Annotated in this window: 33 protein-coding genes and 1 pseudogene; 21 read left to right on the top strand and 13 right to left on the bottom strand. The window is 50.5% G+C overall.

Translation table 11 applies throughout. The annotated features are described in order from the left end of the window. Nucleotides 1–1,048 precede the first annotated feature (1,048 nt). A complete protein-coding gene (locus tag C1752_RS29795; protein ID WP_274704543.1) occupies nucleotides 1,049–1,174 on the bottom strand; it encodes a hypothetical protein in 126 nt (41 codons plus the stop codon). A gap of 33 nt (nucleotides 1,175–1,207) precedes the next feature. Between C1752_RS29795 and C1752_RS25535 the strand changes: the two genes are divergently transcribed. The 3 genes from C1752_RS25535 to C1752_RS25520 all read left to right on the top strand — a co-directional run bounded on the left by C1752_RS25535 (nucleotide 1,208) and on the right by C1752_RS25520 (nucleotide 2,734). Beyond that, nucleotides 1,208–1,420, top strand: a complete 213-nt coding sequence (locus C1752_RS25535; RefSeq protein WP_110988876.1) for a hypothetical protein — start codon at nucleotides 1,208–1,210, stop codon at nucleotides 1,418–1,420. Nucleotides 1,421–1,822: 402 nt separating this feature from the next. Beyond that, nucleotides 1,823–2,161: a hypothetical protein gene (locus C1752_RS25525; protein WP_146242436.1), complete on the top strand. Its 339-nt coding sequence runs from the start codon at nucleotides 1,823–1,825 to the stop codon at nucleotides 2,159–2,161. Nucleotides 2,162–2,197: 36 nt separating this feature from the next. Next, complete coding sequence (locus tag C1752_RS25520; protein WP_110988873.1) at nucleotides 2,198–2,734, top strand: hypothetical protein; 537 nt, start codon at nucleotides 2,198–2,200, stop codon at nucleotides 2,732–2,734. Nucleotides 2,735–2,772: 38 nt separating this feature from the next. On the opposite strand, the gene C1752_RS25515 is transcribed toward C1752_RS25520, so the two are convergent. The 3 genes from C1752_RS25515 to C1752_RS25505 are packed head-to-tail and all read right to left on the bottom strand — an operon-like array spanning nucleotide 2,773 to nucleotide 3,471. Next, entirely contained in the window at nucleotides 2,773–3,012 is a 240-nt protein-coding gene (locus C1752_RS25515; protein ID WP_146242435.1) for a hypothetical protein, read from the bottom strand. Nucleotides 3,013–3,016: 4 nt separating this feature from the next. Further along, the gene (locus tag C1752_RS25510) at nucleotides 3,017–3,277 is read right to left on the bottom strand and encodes a hypothetical protein (RefSeq protein ID WP_110988871.1); all 261 of its coding nucleotides are present in this window, start codon (nucleotides 3,275–3,277) and stop codon (nucleotides 3,017–3,019) included. Further along, nucleotides 3,274–3,471, bottom strand: coding sequence for a hypothetical protein (locus C1752_RS25505; protein ID WP_110988870.1), 198 nt, complete (start codon nucleotides 3,469–3,471; stop codon nucleotides 3,274–3,276). The genes C1752_RS25510 and C1752_RS25505 overlap by 4 nt, the downstream gene beginning before the upstream one ends. A gap of 195 nt (nucleotides 3,472–3,666) precedes the next feature. Here C1752_RS25505 and C1752_RS25500 point away from each other — a divergent pair, with 195 nt between their 5' ends. From C1752_RS25500 to C1752_RS28700, 11 genes are all read left to right on the top strand, one after another. Then, nucleotides 3,667–3,945: a hypothetical protein gene (locus tag C1752_RS25500; protein WP_146242434.1), complete on the top strand. Its 279-nt coding sequence runs from the start codon at nucleotides 3,667–3,669 to the stop codon at nucleotides 3,943–3,945. Nucleotides 3,946–4,297: 352 nt separating this feature from the next. Beyond that, on the top strand, nucleotides 4,298–4,627 hold the full coding sequence (locus tag C1752_RS25490; protein WP_110988867.1) for a hypothetical protein: 330 nt from the start codon (nucleotides 4,298–4,300) through the stop codon (nucleotides 4,625–4,627). 63 nt (nucleotides 4,628–4,690) lie between these two features. After that, entirely contained in the window at nucleotides 4,691–5,068 is a 378-nt protein-coding gene (locus C1752_RS25485; RefSeq protein ID WP_110988866.1) for a DUF6876 family protein, read from the top strand. Between the two features lie 76 nt (nucleotides 5,069–5,144). Then, on the top strand, nucleotides 5,145–5,519 hold the full coding sequence (locus C1752_RS25480; RefSeq protein WP_110988865.1) for a DUF6876 family protein: 375 nt from the start codon (nucleotides 5,145–5,147) through the stop codon (nucleotides 5,517–5,519). Between the two features lie 83 nt (nucleotides 5,520–5,602). Then, complete coding sequence (locus C1752_RS25475) at nucleotides 5,603–5,824, top strand: hypothetical protein (protein WP_110988864.1); 222 nt, start codon at nucleotides 5,603–5,605, stop codon at nucleotides 5,822–5,824. Between the two features lie 3 nt (nucleotides 5,825–5,827). Continuing rightward, the gene (locus C1752_RS25470) at nucleotides 5,828–6,316 is read left to right on the top strand and encodes a hypothetical protein (RefSeq protein WP_110988863.1); all 489 of its coding nucleotides are present in this window, start codon (nucleotides 5,828–5,830) and stop codon (nucleotides 6,314–6,316) included. Continuing rightward, a complete protein-coding gene (locus C1752_RS25465; protein ID WP_110988862.1) occupies nucleotides 6,313–6,825 on the top strand; it encodes a hypothetical protein in 513 nt (170 codons plus the stop codon). Before C1752_RS25470 ends, C1752_RS25465 begins: the two co-directional genes overlap by 4 nt. A gap of 58 nt (nucleotides 6,826–6,883) precedes the next feature. Next, nucleotides 6,884–7,111, top strand: a complete 228-nt coding sequence (locus C1752_RS25460) for a hypothetical protein (RefSeq protein ID WP_110988861.1) — start codon at nucleotides 6,884–6,886, stop codon at nucleotides 7,109–7,111. Further along, nucleotides 7,098–7,394 (top strand): hypothetical protein, encoded by a 297-nt coding sequence (locus C1752_RS25455; protein WP_110988860.1) that lies wholly within the window; start codon nucleotides 7,098–7,100, stop codon nucleotides 7,392–7,394. Before C1752_RS25460 ends, C1752_RS25455 begins: the two co-directional genes overlap by 14 nt. A 7-nt stretch (nucleotides 7,395–7,401) precedes the next feature. After that, nucleotides 7,402–8,514, top strand: a complete 1,113-nt coding sequence (locus C1752_RS25450) for a serine/threonine-protein kinase (RefSeq protein ID WP_110988859.1) — start codon at nucleotides 7,402–7,404, stop codon at nucleotides 8,512–8,514. Beyond that, nucleotides 8,504–8,668, top strand: a complete 165-nt coding sequence (locus tag C1752_RS28700) for a hypothetical protein (RefSeq protein WP_158535216.1) — start codon at nucleotides 8,504–8,506, stop codon at nucleotides 8,666–8,668. The genes C1752_RS25450 and C1752_RS28700 overlap by 11 nt, the downstream gene beginning before the upstream one ends. A gap of 38 nt (nucleotides 8,669–8,706) precedes the next feature. On the opposite strand, the gene C1752_RS28695 is transcribed toward C1752_RS28700, so the two are convergent. Beyond that, nucleotides 8,707–8,874 (bottom strand): hypothetical protein, encoded by a 168-nt coding sequence (locus C1752_RS28695; protein ID WP_158535215.1) that lies wholly within the window; start codon nucleotides 8,872–8,874, stop codon nucleotides 8,707–8,709. Between the two features lie 154 nt (nucleotides 8,875–9,028). Between C1752_RS28695 and C1752_RS30565 the strand changes: the two are divergent. The 4 genes and pseudogenes from C1752_RS30565 to C1752_RS25435 form a co-directional block, all read left to right on the top strand. Beyond that, nucleotides 9,029–9,352 (top strand): annotated as a pseudogene (locus C1752_RS30565) (glycosyltransferase family 2 protein); the annotation flags it as partial. 18 nt (nucleotides 9,353–9,370) lie between these two features. Next, nucleotides 9,371–9,838, top strand: coding sequence for a hypothetical protein (locus C1752_RS30560; protein WP_233501888.1), 468 nt, complete (start codon nucleotides 9,371–9,373; stop codon nucleotides 9,836–9,838). Further along, the gene (locus C1752_RS25440) at nucleotides 9,831–10,319 is read left to right on the top strand and encodes a hypothetical protein (RefSeq protein WP_110988857.1); all 489 of its coding nucleotides are present in this window, start codon (nucleotides 9,831–9,833) and stop codon (nucleotides 10,317–10,319) included. The genes C1752_RS30560 and C1752_RS25440 overlap by 8 nt, the downstream gene beginning before the upstream one ends. After that, nucleotides 10,309–11,490 (top strand): bifunctional 5,10-methylenetetrahydrofolate dehydrogenase/5,10-methenyltetrahydrofolate cyclohydrolase, encoded by a 1,182-nt coding sequence (locus C1752_RS25435; RefSeq protein ID WP_110988856.1) that lies wholly within the window; start codon nucleotides 10,309–10,311, stop codon nucleotides 11,488–11,490. The genes C1752_RS25440 and C1752_RS25435 overlap by 11 nt, the downstream gene beginning before the upstream one ends. 1 nt (nucleotide 11,491) lies before the next feature. On the opposite strand, the gene C1752_RS25430 is transcribed toward C1752_RS25435, so the two are convergent. The 6 genes from C1752_RS25430 to C1752_RS29540 all read right to left on the bottom strand — a co-directional run bounded on the left by C1752_RS25430 (nucleotide 11,492) and on the right by C1752_RS29540 (nucleotide 16,710). Next, entirely contained in the window at nucleotides 11,492–13,645 is a 2,154-nt protein-coding gene (locus tag C1752_RS25430; RefSeq protein WP_110988855.1) for a hypothetical protein, read from the bottom strand. Between the two features lie 67 nt (nucleotides 13,646–13,712). Continuing rightward, nucleotides 13,713–14,096, bottom strand: coding sequence for a hypothetical protein (locus C1752_RS25425; RefSeq protein ID WP_110988854.1), 384 nt, complete (start codon nucleotides 14,094–14,096; stop codon nucleotides 13,713–13,715). Between the two features lie 78 nt (nucleotides 14,097–14,174). Then, nucleotides 14,175–15,638 carry an AAA family ATPase gene (locus C1752_RS25420; RefSeq protein WP_110988853.1) on the bottom strand — a complete coding sequence of 488 codons (1,464 nt, stop codon included), beginning with the start codon at nucleotides 15,636–15,638 and terminating at the stop codon, nucleotides 14,175–14,177. After that, the gene (locus C1752_RS25415; RefSeq protein ID WP_110988852.1) at nucleotides 15,629–15,976 is read right to left on the bottom strand and encodes a hypothetical protein; all 348 of its coding nucleotides are present in this window, start codon (nucleotides 15,974–15,976) and stop codon (nucleotides 15,629–15,631) included. The genes C1752_RS25420 and C1752_RS25415 overlap by 10 nt, the downstream gene beginning before the upstream one ends. 157 nt (nucleotides 15,977–16,133) lie before the next feature. Beyond that, a complete protein-coding gene (locus C1752_RS25410; protein WP_110988851.1) occupies nucleotides 16,134–16,397 on the bottom strand; it encodes a hypothetical protein in 264 nt (87 codons plus the stop codon). A gap of 73 nt (nucleotides 16,398–16,470) precedes the next feature. Continuing rightward, complete coding sequence (locus C1752_RS29540; RefSeq protein ID WP_110988878.1) at nucleotides 16,471–16,710, bottom strand: helix-turn-helix domain-containing protein; 240 nt, start codon at nucleotides 16,708–16,710, stop codon at nucleotides 16,471–16,473. 191 nt (nucleotides 16,711–16,901) lie between these two features. Between C1752_RS29540 and C1752_RS25400 the strand changes: the two genes are divergently transcribed. From C1752_RS25400 to C1752_RS25390, 3 genes are all read left to right on the top strand, one after another. Then, nucleotides 16,902–17,162 (top strand): hypothetical protein, encoded by a 261-nt coding sequence (locus C1752_RS25400; protein WP_110988850.1) that lies wholly within the window; start codon nucleotides 16,902–16,904, stop codon nucleotides 17,160–17,162. Between the two features lie 76 nt (nucleotides 17,163–17,238). Beyond that, nucleotides 17,239–17,433 (top strand): hypothetical protein, encoded by a 195-nt coding sequence (locus tag C1752_RS25395; protein ID WP_110988849.1) that lies wholly within the window; start codon nucleotides 17,239–17,241, stop codon nucleotides 17,431–17,433. A 73-nt stretch (nucleotides 17,434–17,506) separates the two neighbouring features. Then, nucleotides 17,507–18,367 carry an ArdC-like ssDNA-binding domain-containing protein gene (locus C1752_RS25390; protein WP_110988848.1) on the top strand — a complete coding sequence of 287 codons (861 nt, stop codon included), beginning with the start codon at nucleotides 17,507–17,509 and terminating at the stop codon, nucleotides 18,365–18,367. A gap of 79 nt (nucleotides 18,368–18,446) precedes the next feature. Here C1752_RS25390 and C1752_RS25385 read toward each other — a convergent pair whose 3' ends face one another. Both C1752_RS25385 and C1752_RS28690 read right to left on the bottom strand, forming a co-directional pair. Then, nucleotides 18,447–18,917 (bottom strand): hypothetical protein, encoded by a 471-nt coding sequence (locus C1752_RS25385; protein ID WP_110988847.1) that lies wholly within the window; start codon nucleotides 18,915–18,917, stop codon nucleotides 18,447–18,449. Then, a complete protein-coding gene (locus tag C1752_RS28690; RefSeq protein WP_158535214.1) occupies nucleotides 18,907–19,068 on the bottom strand; it encodes a hypothetical protein in 162 nt (53 codons plus the stop codon). The genes C1752_RS25385 and C1752_RS28690 overlap by 11 nt, the downstream gene beginning before the upstream one ends. Between the last annotated feature and the right edge of the window lie 18 nt (nucleotides 19,069–19,086).

Below are 19,086 nucleotides of genomic sequence, written 5' to 3'. Positions count from 1 at the left end.
CTCACGAGATAGAGGTGGTCGGAGAACAGCACAAGCATTTTAGAGACACATTGCCATGACCACCCAACTAGCCCTACCCTGGCCGTCCCCGGAAACACGCACTTTCGTAAGACCCCAGAACAGCAGCGGGCACACGAGCGCTACTGGCCGCTCAGGGGACGCCCTATTCAGCGGCTGACAACCCGGAGCTGGTGAGGATTACTCTGAGCAAAGAGTACAACCTGTAATCACTGAGAACTGAAACTTTCCAAAGCAACGAGGTAAACCTGATGCGATCGCAAATCATCAAACGAAAGATTAAATAAAGATAACGCTAAGTGGATAAAAGGTAATTGGCTATGACTGCAACAAAAAGTAGAGCTGAGCTTCTCAATTTAGCGACATTAGCGTGCAGGACATATTGCGATCGGAGGTCCTATGTGGAACCTTGGGAAAGATATGTGCCTTTATCCCTACACTCGTTAGCTAATCAATTAAGCAATTGTGAGTTAACTAAAAATCAAGTCCTGCCTGCCGTTTTTTCATATGAGAGTATCGAGTTGCTGCGGCACTATATTCTCAACAACTTCTATTTTTGGTCAATAGTAAACAATATAGTCCTCCTATTTACTTCCGCTGGGTCAGAGCAAATCTCAAAAGGTCAAACACTAGAAGCCATCCACGATTACCAGGAATCGACAACTGAGCTTTTTCGGACAGAGAGAATGACAGTTTTAGATGGAACGGCAAACCCAGAGAATCTAGTCATGCTGACCGCCAGAGGTGCTATTCTCTGGGACTCAGGCAGCAATTCATGGAAAATAAACCCCTTGTACTTTAATGATAGTGAGCTGGAGTCGATAGCACGATCGACAATGACTCTTGAAGCAGATCTTAGTTAAACTTCATTTTCCCGAATATAGGTTTAACACTTTTTCGACTGTAGGGGCTTTATGGGAAGCAACCCTCGATAGACCCATCAAATCTCAGATCGCATCCCCTGGCACTCTTTCCACGCCGCCAGCGCTTCATCGCCCACAAAAACTGTAATCATGAGATCGCAACTCCCTCAAATCTGCGATCGCAACCCCTGGTATTCCTGCCATGCCGACAGCGCCTCATCTACATCAAGATCGGTGATCATGCGATGGCGTAAGCCTGCCTTCGGCAATCGCAAGCTGAAGTGAGTGACCACCAGACCTTAACCCACTTAAATTCGATAATAACCATGAAATGTCATCTTCAGTTGTCGCTCTTGGCTGAGCCGTTAGACCCCTTACAGAAGCGTATTGATGCTGCTCTACTGCAGTCTCTGCATAGCTATTCAGAGGCCGATGAACGCTGGAGTCAATGGCGAGAGCGGGAGCTAAGCTTTTGGGGGCATCAACCAGCCTTGCCCCAGCCAAAAGAGCAAACCCAAACAAGATACATCCGAAGCTGATGCTCAGCTCTCGCTCTTCCAATAGACTTCTATCAAGTTGCGATGGCCGTTAGCGAAGCTCCTCCTCTGGAGGCAGGCCGGTCGGAGACCATCGCAACTCGAATAAGTACCAAATCACAACAGTAATTTTATGAAGACTTTGCCTTCGACTCCAAGCGAGATACTCGGAATCGCTATTCCTAGCTCCATACTTTTAGTAGGATTGGTTCTTGTCCCAGATTCCAGTATCGGAAGAACATTCGACCTAGCAGATTCAGTCGTCCCGCACACGAAAGCGTTTACCGTGGCCTTTTCAAGCATCATGGCAGTTGTAGCTGCAGTTTCAGGAATCCAATACAGCATCAGCTCAGAAGATGACTGAAGCCGGTCCTGCCCTGGCCGCAGCCCATCATCGGGGTAGCTATGCCTCACAGTGGACCAGGGAAAGTTACCGGCGTCCATAGTATCCCAGTGATCTTAAAAGACTGCGGCTGCGCTCAGCTCTGGTGGGGCGGAGAGGTCGGGGTGTTGTGGGAGGCATTTTTTGAGGGCGAGATCAAAGGACGCATCGGCCACGAAGTCTTGATGAATCAGCTCTGGGGATGTTGCGAAGATTTCCTGAAAAGCCAGGGCGTGAAGAAGATCTACACCTATAATCGGGATTTAGAAATTCCAAACGAATGGTACCAAGCATTTTTACAACGGCGAGGGTATAAGTCAGTCGAAGGACGAAAAGTAACGGTGGTCAAAGAAATTGAGTAAGACCTGTATTTATTACTAATTTTCTGAGGCAAAACTATGTTCTGGAAGAAACGATACATCTCTTGGGAGATTGTTTGCAGAAGCAATCCAAACGAACACGGATTCATTTTTGAATTAGATTGGAGTAATAAGGTTGGATTCGTTGGAAAATATAACACTGGCGACACAGATGTTTACCGATACCGCGACATAATCGATGAGTATTTTGATATCAAAAAATGCTCTCAAAATATTGCCAGAATCATCTTATTAGCAGGCAAACCTATTGTAGAATCAGTGATTTCATTACAAGAACAAAAGGAAGAGCTTGAATACGTATCCAGGAAAGCAAACAGATGGGTTCTAGCAGGGAGAGCCTACCCTGAGAAAAGTTTGGAGAATCAAGCCTCTGAAATTGACCAGCAAATTTCGGAGTGTAAACAGACTCTTTCTCGCCTCTATCAAAGGACAATTACTGAGAGTGATTTTCTACAGCTCGATTACAGCCTCTCCAGCTCTTCATTAATGATCGATAAATCAACAGAGCGAGTTGAGCGAGTACAACAACTATTAAATGCTTTTGACGAACTATAGGCCAAAGGCATCCCCTCTAACTTTGCGATCACAACTCCTCAGATCTCCGAGCGCAACCCCTGATGTTCTTGCCACGCCGACAGCGCCTCATCTGTATCAAAATCTGTGATCATGCGATCACAAGCTGAGGCTAACGACCACCAAACCTTTACCCAGTAACGGTAGTTATCCGTATCGCCCAATGAGCCGTAGAGCATGGCTTTGATCTCAGCGTGTTCTATGGCGGCGGTGAGTACGTTTTCGATACCTTCGGCCTGAATAAAATCCTGAGGGGTCATGGTGTTAGCCGCCAAAAGCAACACGCGCAATCAGGAACAAAAGCCCTAAGGATGCAGCAACAGAGAGAGTAATCGACGCACCGCCAGCAAACTGAATCACGCGCCACGCCCGATCATCCCACTTACTGCGCTGCTCAAATAACTCAAACTGCTGTTGATTTTGCTTGAGCTGCTTCTTATTTTGCTCAAGCTGCTTAGAGATAACCTCAAGCTTGGCAAGCAACTGCTGTTCGGTGGAGTTATCGTTCGGTGTTGATGCTGTCATATCAGCCCCTCACGCTCTGCAGCTTCAATTAACACCTTACGCATCCAGGCCGTTCGATTTTGAAGCGCACGCACCTTGGCATCAAGGGAAACAGGTAAGCGAACCTGCACAGGCTGATCCGCAAGCGGCTCCTTAGAATCATCCCCCCGAGCAAAATGCTTGAGGCTTTCAGTATTTCCTTTCGGGTTCGGCATTGCCGTACACAGTGATTCGACAGCTATAGCCTAACACTATCGGCCTATGTAAACAAACGAAACAAAACACAGATTGATTCACTGTACACAGTGCTTTATGCTATTATACATACATACGGCAAAGACATCGCCTACTCCCACCAAGAAACAAGCGATGCCAATGCACTCCCAACGACAAATCAGGAGATTTTCATTATGTCATTAATAACTCTCGCCCCTGCAACAGCCCAGCAGTCGCAACTCTTCTCCGTCACTGCCTGCGTCGAGCAGTTCGACCGCGACCACGGGCGTATGGTCCGCGAAGATTATCTCTTCGCCTGTGAGCGCAAAGGTGGTTACGTCCAACGCATCAAAGCCTGGGTTGAAGCCAATTGCACTATAGGCAGCGTTTCCCCCAACCTTATCGAACTCTACTGCCCCGAGTGGGAAACCGCAGCCGACGACCGTATCGCAGCCATCGACGATCAGTTTTAGCCAAAGGGGGCCGCAGCGCCCCCATCGCCTCACTATTGCAAACCCCAGCGCTACAGGGGTACAACCGGAGAATACTAATGCTTAACGTTGCAGCCGCACCAATACCATGCACCTGGACTGCCTCAGATTCCAACGATGACCCTGAGATATTCGCAGTCAGCACGGGCAAATCACCAGACCAAGCTATCGCAAACTACTTCGACAATTGCCTGGAGATAGATCCCCATTACATGAACGATTCGTCTGAATTCGTTCGCTTCATGCGGACCTACTAACGCAAACAACAGGGGCCATAGCGCCCCGCCGCATCACTTCCGTAAACCCATCGCTACAGGGAAAAGGAGAAAGACCCATGAAAGCCACGGATTTTATCAACACCCTCTCCCACTCAATTGACGAGCTTTTGGCTCTAACAAGCGAAGACGATACTGGCTCTGAACTTGAGACAAAGCTCTCCGCCAACGGTGACAAGCACTGGATAGCTCATGGTGCATACGGCATTGTTGAAAACTGCCAGCGGGTTATCGACAACCTTTTAAGCTTCGAGAAGGGCATTAAGCAACCAACACAGTGGCAACAGCAATACCTCATTCCGCAATGGGAAAGAGCACTCGGGCTGTACATCGGCAAGATGCAGACGATAGACGAATACTATTGCGCGGCTCAACAAGACCAAGGCTAAGCACAGGTCGGATATGAGTCGCGTCCAGACCGTAAACCCATCGCTACAGGGAAAGGAATACAAATGATTACAGCAGAAAAGCTACAGGCAGAACTCGCGCAATGCATTGGCAGCGAAACGCTGTATAAGCATTGGCTGAAAATCTTATACACAGAAGGCGTCAAAACGCTGGCTGACGAGGCTGGAGCACATTGGCTCATCGATGCGATCGCATCTCACCAGAAAAGCTATCAGATCATATACAACCCTGATTTACAAGAGTTCCAGCTCTGGACACTCACAGTCAATAAGGACAAAAGCGCAGTCCTAGCCTGCTACGAAGACAGCCCCAGCACCTGCGAACCTGCGATCACACAACTCATACCGATGACGAACTTTCCTCTAGAGAGCATCAAGCTCTATCTGGAGCAAGGAACGCTACTGCTTCCCTCCGAACACTAAAGCTATTGGGGGCCATAGCGCCCCCGCAGCAATACAAACGCCCGACCACTGCAAGGGCCATACAGGAGTAAGACACATGAAACCGAAAGAACTTGAGCAACGGCTCAGGCAGTTTCAGCCTAGCCCAACCCGCCATCGACATTTCACTGGCCTTTTATACACAGATGGAATTCTATACACCATTGAAAAGCTTGAAATTGAGTGGTTAGTACTTGCGATCTCATCTCACCAAAAAGGCACCAGCATTACAGAGAGCAAAGAACTACAGCAGTTCCAATGCTGGAAATTCCACAATGGCAGCACTCCTGTCCTGTTTTGCTACAGGGATAGGCTCAACACATCTCCAGAGTTTGGCCGTCAAGTCCGGGCTACAGCCTTCCCCCTACCTGAACTAGAGCTATTCGTTGTCGAGGGTTGTCTGATGCTGCCCTCGGAATACGAAGGCTCGTGATTGCTGGGGTTTTACTTGCGATCTCAACTCTCTCGCGGCCACCCAGCACAGAAATATTTATCCAATCAGAAGGACTCACTGACATGCATTCATTAAACCTACCGCCACAGCTACAGAGCGACCCCGAAAATGTTGTTTCGCTCGTCACCGTGGGCCAGCTTAATAGCCTACTCGAAAGCGGTCATATCACGGCCAGGGGTGCAGCGCTCCTGTGCCCGTCGTCTGCTCTACACCTGCTAGAAATCCCAGCTCTTATGCAGGGAGCCAGACAGCAACTCATCACTATCGAAGCAAAGGAGATTTGAACAATGCAGACGCTCCATCACAGACCCCTAGGATTTGGAGAATCACTCCGTACCCTCTATCTCTATGCCCACAGAGCCAATGGCAATAAGCTCTGGTTCCAGCTCGTTGATAGTGAGCCACAAGAGCTTCGACCGTCCCTCACCGGCTATCTAAAGGCCATCGAGTTTCCGAAGGTTGAGCGGCGAGGCAAGGAGTGCTGCAAACTCAATATCACCCTTGCCGCGCACCGCCCCGTCGTCATTGAATGCGGCCATGATTCTACGTTCGCCAAAAGCTTTCTAGTTGCGATCGCAAGTCTAACACCGGCTCAACTGCAGCAGCCCGTCACCCTGGAAGCGCAGCCAGGAACGCAGGATGAATCTGTCTTGTTCTGCAATGTCTGGTTAGGGTACAAGCGCATCTTTCTGGAGTGGGACGAGAACACCGACTGGAGAGCCGTCGCTGGGCAGGCGATCGCTAACGTTCGGGCAGCTCAGGGGGTGAGGGCATGAGCTTCCTCGACGAAAAGGTACCAAAGTATTCCAGAGCCTTCTCACAAGTGATCGTGCCGCTCAAGCAAGATGCGATCGCTCTTAACGAATCACTTCTGGCCCCCGATGCCCACCACCGCGCTACGGCTGCAGGCTGGCAGCAGTACCAGCAGCAGTTGAACCCAAGTCAGCCCAAGACGGCTGTAGTTGACTGGCGATTGCTGAAGGGGTTCACTGGCTATACTCGCGATGACCTGATCGGCTTTTGTTTAGACGAAGGTTTACCGCCGATTTCGGGGAAGCTCACGCCTCACGAAGCCCGGACGTTCAGAGACGTAGTGCTCTGCAACTGGGCAATGGTCGAGGGCTACTTCTCTGAGCACTGGCAAGCCAGGGAAGCGCTAGCGGACCTGCGGCGGATGCTGCCGTGGACTGTGGCAGAGCGGAAGCTGTTCGAGGAGTGGGCTAGCGTTTGCCAGGGGAATGCCGCAGGTCAAGCCAGCCGTTTTTATGGACAGGCTACAGCGTGAATCAACAGCTTTTTGCCGCAGTTGCAATAGACAAGTAGAAAGACCCAAGGAAAGACAAATGGCGCAATTCCGAATCAACGATCAGGTCAAAAAAGCTCCGGTCCCTTTCGATAGCGTACTGGAAAAGCTTTCAAATAACGCTCAAGCACTCAACGAAAACCTAGTGCAGCCAGGAGCTGAGCTTCGAGCCTGTGATGATGCCTGGAGATATTACTCCGCTCACCTGCAAGTCAAAGATATTCCAATCAAGATCAGGCCATGCGAGGTTGATTATGCAGGCTATTAAGCACAGCCCCGCTACTCATACGCAAGCTGATATCAATCTAGAGCTGCTGCCAGAAACTCAAAGCCTCCTAATCTCTGGCTTGCTTACAAATGCCGCCCAAGCAAAGCCACAGCAGGCCAACGAACTACTCTGGAAAGCCGTAAAGGAAATGTCGCGGACAACTGTTCTCAGTGCGCTTCGAGGAGAGGAGCGAAGGCTGTGTCAAAGTATTGAGGAGCTGCGCTCTCAACTCAAGACACTGGCCGGAAAAGTCAAGAAGCATCAAGCCCAAAAGAGCGAGTAAAAAAAGCATGAACTCAACAATTTTGCTCAACAACTATCGAATCATCAGAGAGCTAGGCAAAGGCGGGTTCGGAAAAACGTATCTGGCCGAGTCCAGCAACCGAAAGCGCTGTGTTATCAAAGAATTCGCGCCGTCTCAGGAAAATGCTTCAGAGCAGGCCACCCAGCTATTCCGTCAAGAAGCCGAACGACTCAAAGAAGTGGGCACACATCCCCAGATTCCCGAGTTTTACGACTTCTTCGAGGAAGGTAGCAGGTTATTTATCGTTCAAGAGTACATCGCTGGAGAAAGCCTGCAGCAAAGCCTCCAGAAAGGTCAAACTTTTACTGAAGAGGAGATCGACAGCCTACTAAAGGGCATCTTGCCGCTACTGCGCTACTTGCACGGCAGCGGGGTCATTCACCGCGATATCAAGCCCGCCAACATCATTCGACGACAGAGCGACGGTGCGCTGGTATTGGTGGACTTCGGAGCTGCAAAGCGAGTTTCAGAGACGGTGCTAGCTAAAACCGGCACCATGATCGGTTCAGTGGGCTATGCCTCAACTGAGCAGATGCGAGGTAAAACAACCTTTGCTAGTGATATCTATAGCCTGGGAATGACTTGCATTCATCTGCTTACTGGCACCAGCCCAATGAGCATTGCAGCAGACCCAATGACCGGCGCTCTGCAGTGGCGGCTTGAGCTGGCCGGGAAACCAGTCCGCGAAGAGTTCGCAGATGTCCTCGATAAGATGATCGATGATGTTCTAGGACGACGTTTTCAGTCGGCAGATGCTGCACTCCAAGCGCTTAAGGAGGCTGATCCTGCAGACATCACAAAGAAAGAGGAGAGTCAATTAGCGCGGGACGAGGAAATCAGCGCCCTCGCAAGACAAGATGAGCAAACCACTCTCGCAAGATTTGCTACCCCTGCAGCAGCGGCTTGCGGTGTAGGGACAGTAATCATCATGCGCCCAATAGTTTTGAATACATCAGATGTCTTTGATATTCCTGGGTTCTCAAAGATCACTTCAACCGCAATGAATACCTCTCAATGGCTCTTCATTGGACTGTTTTTAATCAGTGCCGTTAGAGCCTTCACATCAAGACAACCTACGAATGAACACCATGAAAGCTAAAGAAGGCAGAGGCAACTACAGCCACCGAACATTTGCACCACCCAAGTCCACCAACCCCGACGAAACCCGACAGCAGTGGAACCAGAGGAATGCTGAGGCGAGGGCTGTGGCAGCGCAGGAGAGGGCACAGGAGAGGGGAAAACCTGAAGCTTGACACAACCACAGTAGGACAGGCTTCAGACTTGATTATTGCTAGCGCTCGTCACTCCATGCAGCCGGAACTTGATTATCGGGTGGCGCTGGCTGAAGCAAGTTACCCAACCAGCCTGCAATTGGAAAGACAAGCATCGCGATTACGATAAAGTCGGTTATCTGCTGAACTTTAGACTTGCTCTGGCTATGGTCTTGATCTTGTTTCATTTGGTTCACCAATATTGACATCTACATTTGTCATACAGATTCACGAACAAAACGGACGGGTCAATTTATAGAGCCTGACAATGCATGAATGCTTATGCTGAAGAGACTGGAAAGTTTCTACATCTAAACAGGAGAACAGCCATTCACTCTATCCATCATCACTGCTACCCACCACCGCCCCGATCTGCTTCGAGCGATCGCACTCCCCAGCCTGCTCCATCAGACCTGTCTCGATTTTGAGTGGGTCGTCATCAATGACGGCAAAGACCTCACCACCCGAGACCTACTGCAAAACTCAAGATTTCCCTTCCACACCCACTACATCGAAATCGATCACCCTCAAGATGGCTTCGGCCTATGCATTGCTCGTAACCTCGGTATTGATAACGCTCAGGGCGATCTCGTCTGCTACCTCGATGATGACAACGAGCTAAGACCTGAGTTTGTCGCCAATACGCTCCAATGGTTTGAGCAACACCCTAAGCACTTCGGCTGTTTGCCGCAGCAGTGGCGACGGCGAGACGTGATCAGCGAAGGGCAAGTGGTCAAAACAGGAAAGCCTTTTATCTCACCCCAGGCAGATGACACAATCGCGGACCTGATTGCTCAGCGATCGCTGTTCGATAGCAACGGGTTCACCCACCGACGCCAGGGGGCACCCCACTGGAACCCTGACTACCGGGTATTCTGCGATTATGAGTACTTTGTTCAGTGCGTGGCCGGTGGCCGGGAGATAGGACTTAACGCTCAAGTGCTGGTAGATTACGTGCAGACCTCTGAAGGTGAAATCGGTCGCTCAAACTATGGGCAGTGGGCGCAGGAGCTACAGCAGCTCTACAAGGGGCGTCACGGGTATGATGGAATGGCGCAAGGCTGGGCAGACTGGATGCCCGAGGCCATCTGCAAGTATCAGGACAAGGCTCAAGTATCGATACCCGGATTTCGGAGGTCAGCCAATGGTTAATCAAGTCGTCAAGACAGACAAGCTAGCGCCAGTGGTGGAGACCCTCTTTCACTGGCGGGAAGAAGATGCTTCGTGTCACTGTCTCTTGAGAATTTATAGGGACGAACAGAAAGAAGAAGTCATTGTTGTTGCTTCTGGCCTGCACAGCAACAAATCGATGGAGCATGATGTCTCAATCGACTTTGAAGCTTTAGCCCTCGCCGTCCGAGAACAATACCCTATCTACTTAAATGAGGCGAACACTCAGAAGGTGACATGGATCTGTCACTACGGAAGATTTTCACAGGCCAATACCTACGAGAACCAGACCACGCCAGAGCGATGGCTGCGGGTTACGTTACCGTGGCCTCTACCTGAGCATATAGAACCCTGGAGCGCTGAATGGTGGGTTCTCAGGCCCAATGAAGTGGAAGAGCTGAACACCAAAATTAGACTCTCTCCTGTAGCAGATATTTTGGAAGTTCTTGCCCGTGACATCTAAAGTCAACGGTAGTTCTATCCTCAAACAAGTTAAATCCAGGCTGGCTGAGTTTCAAAACATCTGCAACCAGGAACAGGTAACAATTATTCGCTTCCTACCGCCTGAAACAGAACAAGACCCCATTGAACTTGCAAAATACGAAGCCGCTCGATTTTCGACAGAGCATAAAGCGAAAACATTTTCAGCACTTGGCTGTCAAGTTAAACAACCTATACTTGATTCTCTCACTACGCCGGATGTCTTTAGGAATCTATTGATAGAGGCCAATGCAAACTCTGTTGGTTTGATTGTCCAGAATCCAATTCCTGACGACTTAAAGAAGCTACTACCGCAAATCTCTTTCGAGAAAGACATCGATGGGATGCGCAGCGATAATCCCTACTTCCCTACCTCGGCTACTTCTGAGACAATTTACCGCTTAGTCGAATCCTTCGCTCAGGAAGGAGATACCGTAGCTGTCGTTGGCGCTGGCGGCTACGTGGGCGAAGGAGTCGTCAAACTCCTCAAAGAAGCTGGTATCGACACCATAGAAATCGAAATCGGAGATGACGAAACCCAAACCCGTAAAGCGAATATCGTCGTTTCAGCCACAGGTACACCCGAGCTTTTGGATGAGCAACACATCATCCCCGAACACCGCCTAGTCGTCGATGCAGGCTTCATTCCCGGCGAAGGAAAACCTCGCGGTGATGTCAGTCGCTCTGCCTACGACATTCCCCAGCATTTGACGCCGGTACCGGGTGGCGTTGGCCCCTTCCAGATGGCAACATTACTCGAACGACTGGTCTCACAGGTAAGCGGCAGGGAAATCGAGCCGTGGGTTTACCCAGCACCAGAGCCAGCACTCGATAAGGACAATGAGCTAGATCAAAGCACGATTGAAACCTTCTCAGATGTCGCAAACTTCTATCGGGAAGAGGCCAAAGACAAGGGAGTCAATCGACTGGTTAACGACGACTATGTGCTTGAGTTCTCAGACGATAAGCTCACTATCTCAGCCACAGATGAACGGGGCGTTATTTTCACTGAGACAAACGACAGAGTTCAATATGCGGTGACCTCTGAAGATATCAGAATGTTCGAGTCCTATGAACAGGAGCTTTTCCCAGAACGCTACTCAGAGATCGACCCGGAGATCGAGGTCGAAGACGACGGCTGGGAAATTGACTGAACTACTGCTGGGGACAACCCTCAACCTTCAAGGCACTGGGATACCCATACTTCTGACAGATAGTTGCGAGCTGGTCAGGGTGGATATTGTGACCCACAATCGTTGTCCACTGGGGACCAAGGAAACGTTGGCGGGTTCTGATGGCCGCTGGCAGACCTGTTTTGAGCACATTGTCCCGCAGGTCCAGACCGGCACCGACAGCATGAGTGCCTTCCTTCTGGGTTCTAGCATCGACCCACACCATCATGTGCTCAGCATCATTGAGCGCGATATCCCAATGTGGACCCGGCCAGCCGTGGGCGCTGAGCGCAGGATTCTGCCATTTATCTAACCCGTATCCCAGCTTCGAGACACCGTTACCGAGGGTGGCAACATCTTTCGCCTCCCGCTTGTTGAGGGATTCTGTCTTAAATAAATAAGCCTGACCCGGTGGGCCAAAGTTGTGAGTTGTCCACACGCCCCGCTTGAGAACTGAAATGTACATATCCCCCATTTCAATGGTGTCCGGTGTTTTTGTGCGGCTGTAGGCCACAAACCAAGGGTTTATCGTTCGGTACTTTTTGAACTGATCATCACCAAATTCATTCTTACAGCTTGAGTTGCTGGGATGATTGAGGGTGCTTGGTTTGCCGTTATAGGCTTGGCAGTAGCTGCTAGGGACAGTCGGTGCCGGAGCTTGCTCGTGGGGCTTAGTCACCGCATCTCTTAATTGAGTGAGCGTCAGCACTCCGGTTCCTGTGCGCTTGAAAGGTACTGAAGCCGTCTGAGTTCGAGAGCTTTGACCCGTGGCTTTAGCAAGGGATTTCGGCGATGGATTCGGGGTACTGCTCGTACCGGCACGAAACGCCCCCGAAGAACTGCTGCATCCACCGACCAGCGGCAGCTCTGACGGCAAATTACCCTGAGCGCACATCGTTTTGATGGTTTGCGGCGTCATGTTGTGACCCACCAGCGTTTTCCATTGACTGCCTACGATCTGGCGTCTGGAGTGAACCGCTGCCTTGCGACCCCGACCTTCATCAGAATTGAAGTAATCCCCGCCAATCCCATACTGGTAGTTCTGCCCATCAAGATTTGCAGGCTTACCCGGGTCAATCGGTTGAGTCCGAGCAGAGGCCCAAACCATAAAGTGCTCAACATCTTCAGAATTCACGCCAACTCTGCCGTTTTGAACCCAGCCGTGGGTATGGCGATTTGGCTTATTCCAGCCCTTTAGACCTAGCCCCGCAAAAGCAGCCCCGTTCTCGCAAGCAGCAACATCGGTATCTTTACCCGTGCCTATCGTTGGATATTCATAGGTATAGGCACGGCACGGCGGTCCCATCTCTGTTGTATGCCACTTGCCATCCTTGAAGAAAGATAAGAACATGCTGCCCATCTCTACTTTGACGTTCGGGGCTGCATCCCTCTGCAGGGAATCGATATGATTCCAGGTATTGACGTAGCCAGAACCGGCTGGAAGTGGCTGATCCAATCGCTCAGGCCGTGACGCAACACTAGGTCTGGGGTATTGCTGGAAATCAAAACTTTGTGGAACTCCCGGAGCAGGAACGTCGTGAGGCTGGGTAACAGTGGCGATCAAGTCCGTTAACGTCAGTGTCTTTCTGCCCACCGATGCGGTGGCGATCGCTTGCGGCGCTTGGGTCAAGGTGTAGGACGAGCTGCGTCTGACTGGCCTTCGGGCTGAGATCGTTGATGTTCGATTGCGATTCGCTATGTTTGTGAAATGGGTCTTACGCTCGGTTTCGTAAGTATTAGCGGTGAGTACCTTAAACGTATTGTTGTTGCGGGCGACAAAGGTGACATCGTTGAGACCGGCCCGCCAAACTGCCCCAGGCGTCACCAGCCGAACGGATGCAATCTGGTTGCGGTTGGATGGATTGGCGTACCAAGAGAAAAGCGGAGCAACGACCTGACCGTTGACATAGAGCCAGCCTTCCTGGGCACCTTCAGCACCCTTGACCTTCAAGTTCAAGCCTAGGTTCTTCGTTGGCTTCTGCTCTAATGAGACGGTCATCGTCTTTTTCGTACCGTGACCGCCCTCAATGGTTAAGGGCAGACCTGAAGACTGCTGAGCATTCACCCGCAAGGCAGATAGCGGGGTCGTTAGACCAACAGAGGTGAGGAGTAAGGTGGTGAAGAAAAATCGGTTCATAGCTTATGGATTGAGTTCGGCTTTAGGGAGTTCCCCTAGCTATCTATTGCAAAAGCCAAAAAAGCTGTTAATCCACGGCAGCACTCTGGAGCTGCCGTGAAACAATCTCGCGCAAAACAAACATAGAAAACGTGGATATTGCGATGGCGATCGCAAGCCATATGCGGCCTTTAGCTGTGAAACCGAAAACAAAGGCAAGATTCACAATGCCAATAAACCAGTAGTTTGTTTGGGCAATTGAAGTCATCACACCTATTACCGCTGCTCTGATTTCAGGCTGCGGGTGCTCCATCAGCTTTGACTTATCGGCAAGCAACAACAACAACACGATCGCAGCCGCAGCGAACGTTGAAAAGACAGATACAGTCCAGGCCCACCAAACGCCTGGCGGGAAACCCAAGTAACCCGAAAACATGATGGCGACACTCAAAAAAATCATTTCAGGTCTCATAGGGAAATTCCTCAATTAGTAAAAATTCCAAAATCCTGTCAAACGCTTACCTAGCTATTGCAAAAGCCAAAAATCCTGTTAATCCTCCATAAACTCAAACATCTCGCTCGGCGGTACTCGCCATTGAGAGTTGTCGGGACCGCTGGCAGGGCGAGCCAAGTGCGCCAGCTTGCGGATGGCTAACATACTATCCTCATCTCGAATCATCGAGGGCACAAACAAGCTGCGCTGATGCACCAAATCCTGCACGGTGATCTGCCCCGCCCTATCCTGACAAAAAGCTTCTTCAGCAGCTTGCTTGACAGCACCAGCTATTTCAGCCGCCGTGCAGTTGCGGAAGGCACTAATTAGGTTGTGCCAGTCCAGCTTTGAGAACTCAACACTCTCGGTGTATCGCGCCAGGTGAAGCGCGATGATCTCCTGCCGCTCTCCTTCTTTCGGCAGATCGACAAATACGATCTGGTCAAAGCGACCGGCCCGGATCATCTCGGGCGGCAGCTTCTCAAGACGGTTGACGCTGCTGATGATATACACAGGCTTAGTCCGCTCCTGCATCCAGGTGAGCAAAATGCCGTGCAGTGCGCCAAGGGGCATCTTCTCAAAGTCATCCCAGGCCAGGACGCAGGGCGAGAGAACTTCCGCAATTTGAATGATGGCTCTCAAGTTAGCTGCTGCTTTGGCTGGATTGTTGTCGTCTATAATCTGGCTCCAGTCAGTTGCCAGCAGCGGCATACCCAACAAATGCGCGGCGGTCTTGGTTGTTAAAGATTTACCTGTACCGGGGAGACCCCAGAGAATAAGCCCTTTGGGATAGTTGAGGCCCGCTTCTCTTGCCTCTGGGCTGAACAGCTTGGTGGTTTTGTGCAGCATTTCTTTGAGTTGGTCGAGGCCACCAATCTCGACATCGGGCTGACCCATCGACTCTAGACCGACCGCGCTGAGCTGAGCGGTTTTCTGACCAATGACGTAATTTGCGATGGTCTCCGACCGGCCTTCGGCCATCGCATCTTCATCACCGTGGTCCACCCGATCCAATATTTGCTCTAGTGCGCCAAGATGCAAGCCCAGACATGCTCTTACCAGTCGCGGCGACGGCGATCTATTGAGATATTCGCACAGCCATAGCTCTACAGTCCGATATTCAGGTACTGCATCAATCACTAGGGGAATGATGGCGCGTAAATCATCGTGCAGCTCTGGAGCAGGATCCAAGGCAATGACGGTATAGCCTTCCCTGAGTCGGTGGTACAGATCCACCCAGACAAAATGGTTGAATTTATCTAGCCCCCCTTCGAGTAAGTAGATCCCTGCCTCATTGAGTAAATCCATAGGACTATTGATGCTGCCTGAGCGATCTATCTGTCCGATGCTGACCAGACGGTTATTCTTGTACTGCAGCACTTTGGAATAGCCAGGACTCCAAAAGTAGATCGGCTGCTCTGACCATTGCTCTAAATCCGCCAGCACTCGCATCCGTTCACTGAAGGGGGATTCTAGGGCCAATACGCTATAGCCCTGCTGCAGTCTGTTAATCAAATCCATTTCTTTTGCCTCATGAAGAAAAACAGCTCAACCAATAGCGCTGATACCATCGCTACCCCTGTGACAGCGGCAGCAAACAACACCTGATAGGGGTCTGAATCAAATTGTGCGATCGCAACTTCCACCAGCAGATACGCTAGCGAGATGAAATAGAACGCGAAAAACCGGGTATTGAAGTAGAGAGCTTTGGGCTGAAAGGCTGATACGAGATATAGGAAAGCGATCCCGCTACACAGCACCGATACGATGCAACTACCCAGGCTGTTGTCTGCCCAGGATGTGCGAGTGGTGATCAGGAATACGGTTGCACCGAATGGCAACAGTTTTGGCAGTTTCACAATGGACAGACCTAAGTAGAGCGCTATCTATCTATTGCAAAACGTGCGAAAAGCTGTCGAAAGGTATTTTCGGGGCAAAGTCATGATGCAGCAACACAGGTGCTGCATAGATAGTGGGGTACCTGCCACCAACAGGGAATCTGCAGCCAGAGCTGTATTAGCTCCTTTCGCCATCATGACTGAGCAAATAGTCCATTGTTCGCTTGAGCTGCCGAGTCTCCTTCGCCATTATCCCAGCAATCTCAGTCAGCCCCAGGAGAGAGGTTTCAATCTTCTCAAGCCTAGATTCGTGAGCCTGCTCAATCCGAGTCATCCGGGCATCCTGGTTACTGGTGGCCTGCAGTAGGTTCGCTGACGTATTCGCAAGGCTTTCAATCATCGCCTCTATGCGATCCAGTCGGTCTGGTGTTGCTGCCGTCATATCCCTTGATTCCTCAATCTATACAAATGATGTTCAAAACTAGACTCTTTCAATTCCCGAAGCGAAAGGATGACTAAGCAGCAGCCACTTCAAAGCTGACCCCAAGATCGACACCAAGCACCTTCTCAATATCTCGCAACGTTTCTTCAGGCAAAGCCTTAGTGCCCTCTGCCTCAATCTTGTACCAATTCATAGGTGTCATATCAATCTCTCGACAGATACTAGCCAGAGAACGCGGGTCTCTTTCCCTAGCCTCTTTGATTTGGAGTCCCAACCCAGGAACTTCAACATCAATTACTTTTCTTACCTTCATCCCAATTAGCTTCATCTCTACTCCTTAGTTATAAACTCTAAGCTGTGAACTTATCATAAACCATAAGCTTATGATTGACAAACTATAAACTGATAGTTTATAATATTCATATACAAACAAAGCAAAGGCATCGCCCCTCCGACCAAGAAGTAAGCGATGCCGATGCAGTTAAACCCAACAAGGAATAACTTATGACTACTACTCTAACGCCAATCGTCAACTTTCATCCTGAGCAGTCCTATCCTGTTGCGATGCTTCAGGCGATGGAGATTGAGGCCGATACCAAGGCTTTTGTTGCCGACCTTAGCGACCTTGCCTCAGCCATGAACAACTATCTCGATATCGCTGATGGCGGACGGGATGAGCAAGACGACCTTGCAAACCGCTTTCAAGAGCTAAGTCGCCAGTTCTACTCGATCACAAGACTCTACGGTACTGACTTGAAAGCTTAAAGACTAGGGGGGCACCGCGCCCCCTCAACCCACTACTGCCCCCCAACGCCACGAAGGGACTACAGGAGAAATACATATGATTCAGACCGAAACCGTCCCAATTCCTAGAACCTGGATTGCTTACGACACAGCCGACGACGCCGAGCGCTTCCCAGTAGGGACTGGCAGCTCTCAAGGCGATGCAGTCTCGACTTACTTCGAGAACTGCCTAGAGATTGACCCAGATTATGCGAACGAGTCACTAGAGTTCGCTCGATTCCTTCAGGACTAACGCAAGGGGGCCAAGCGCCCCCACCGCCGCACTTCCGTAAACCCAACCGCTACAGGGAAAAAGGAGAAATACCATGACAAAATTCAAAGCCAACAAAGCGGCCGCCGAGCAAAAGCAGACCGAAGCCCTCGCCAAGCTCGAAGCCGGTATTGCAGCCCTAGCAACGTCCGGCGACTGGCAGGAGTATCTATCCTTCCAGAGCCGCTTTAATCAGTACTCGTTCCGAAATATCGTCATGATCCGTGAGCAAATGCCTGAAGCGTCTAGAGTGGCAGGCTATCGCGTCTGGCAGAAGATGGGCCGACAGGTCCGCAAGGGAGAGAAGGGCATCACCATATTTGCTCCAGTAACCCGAAAGATTGAAGACCAAGAGAGCGGCGACTCAAAGCGGATCATCTCAGGATTTAAGACGGCAACGGTCTTCGATATCTCCCAAACAGATGGGGAAGAGTTACCCGATATCTGCAACCCAATACAAGGAGACGATCAGGGACTGTTTAACGCCCTCCGAGACTTTGCTCATAGCAAGGTCTTCAAGACTCAGTTTAACTCTACTGGTCCTAACGGTCAGTGCTACTTTGCACCAGGAGGCATTGAAATCACCATTAACCCCCTGCTATCGCCGTTGCACCAAGCGAAAACAATGGCCCACGAGCTAGGTCATGCGTTGATGCATTCTGCCCAAGACTACCGGATGCATAACGAGCGGTCTGTTCTAGAGCTAGAGGCTGAATCAGTCGCCTTCGTGGTCCTCAATGCCCTGGACCTCGATTCCGGTGACTATAGTTTTGCCTACGTTAGCGACTGGATGAGCGGAACCGACGATGCGATCGCACAGCTCAAGGAATCCGGCTCTCGCATTCAGAAGGCGGCGAAGGAAATCATCGCAGCAGTGGAAGCTGCAGCACTGCAGCCGGTTGCTGTAGCGGCCTAGCACAAATCAACTTAACCCAACAGAGCCAGCCCTTCGATATAAACCGAAGGGCTGGCTCTGTTTATCTTGGCTCTACTTTTCAGTCACCATTCTGCTCCCTCAATATCTCCCGTATCGCCGCCTGCTCTCGAAGACATTCGCGATCGCAAGTATGCTCTCGGGTTGAGCGTGCTGAGTTGTACCAGAGCATCAAAAAGGAAAAAACGAGCGCAGTACCGACCATGACTACAAAGGTTTTGGCCCAGACAGATTGGAGCGGATGTCGAGGGATCTCGTCTAGCTCCTCGTCCCAGTCGTCAGCTTCAAGCGCTGACGCTGGTACTTCGATCTCGGCCTCTGATGCTTCATAACGCCTTTCCAGCTCCGCTTTGATCCTGGCCTCCACTGCTGCATCCAATTCGCCGTCGCGGATGGATTCATCAATCTTGGCAATGATTGATTCGCTAAAAGCTGCCGTATACGCCTCGACATACAAGCAAAAGATTTCGTCCAGTTGCGTTCCCTTTCGGGAATCGTCTTTTGGATTCCAAGGGTCAGGTTTATTGCTCATCTTTCGTAAATTTATCCAATAGATTGACTTGCAGGCAGTAGCCGTCTTCTTCCGAAGGACACAAAAAATCCTTCGGCAGGTTGAAGCCCAGCACAATCCCGAAGGTGACGCAGATCCCCACGACGACGACAAATTGCAGCGATCTGTACATCCAGTCCCGAAACAACCG

The organism is Acaryochloris thomasi RCC1774, from assembly GCF_003231495.1.
Taxonomy (GTDB): Bacteria; Cyanobacteriota; Cyanobacteriia; order Thermosynechococcales; family Thermosynechococcaceae; genus RCC1774.
Note: the sequence above shows the minus strand (reverse complement) of the source record. Positions and strands in the feature narration are given on the sequence as shown.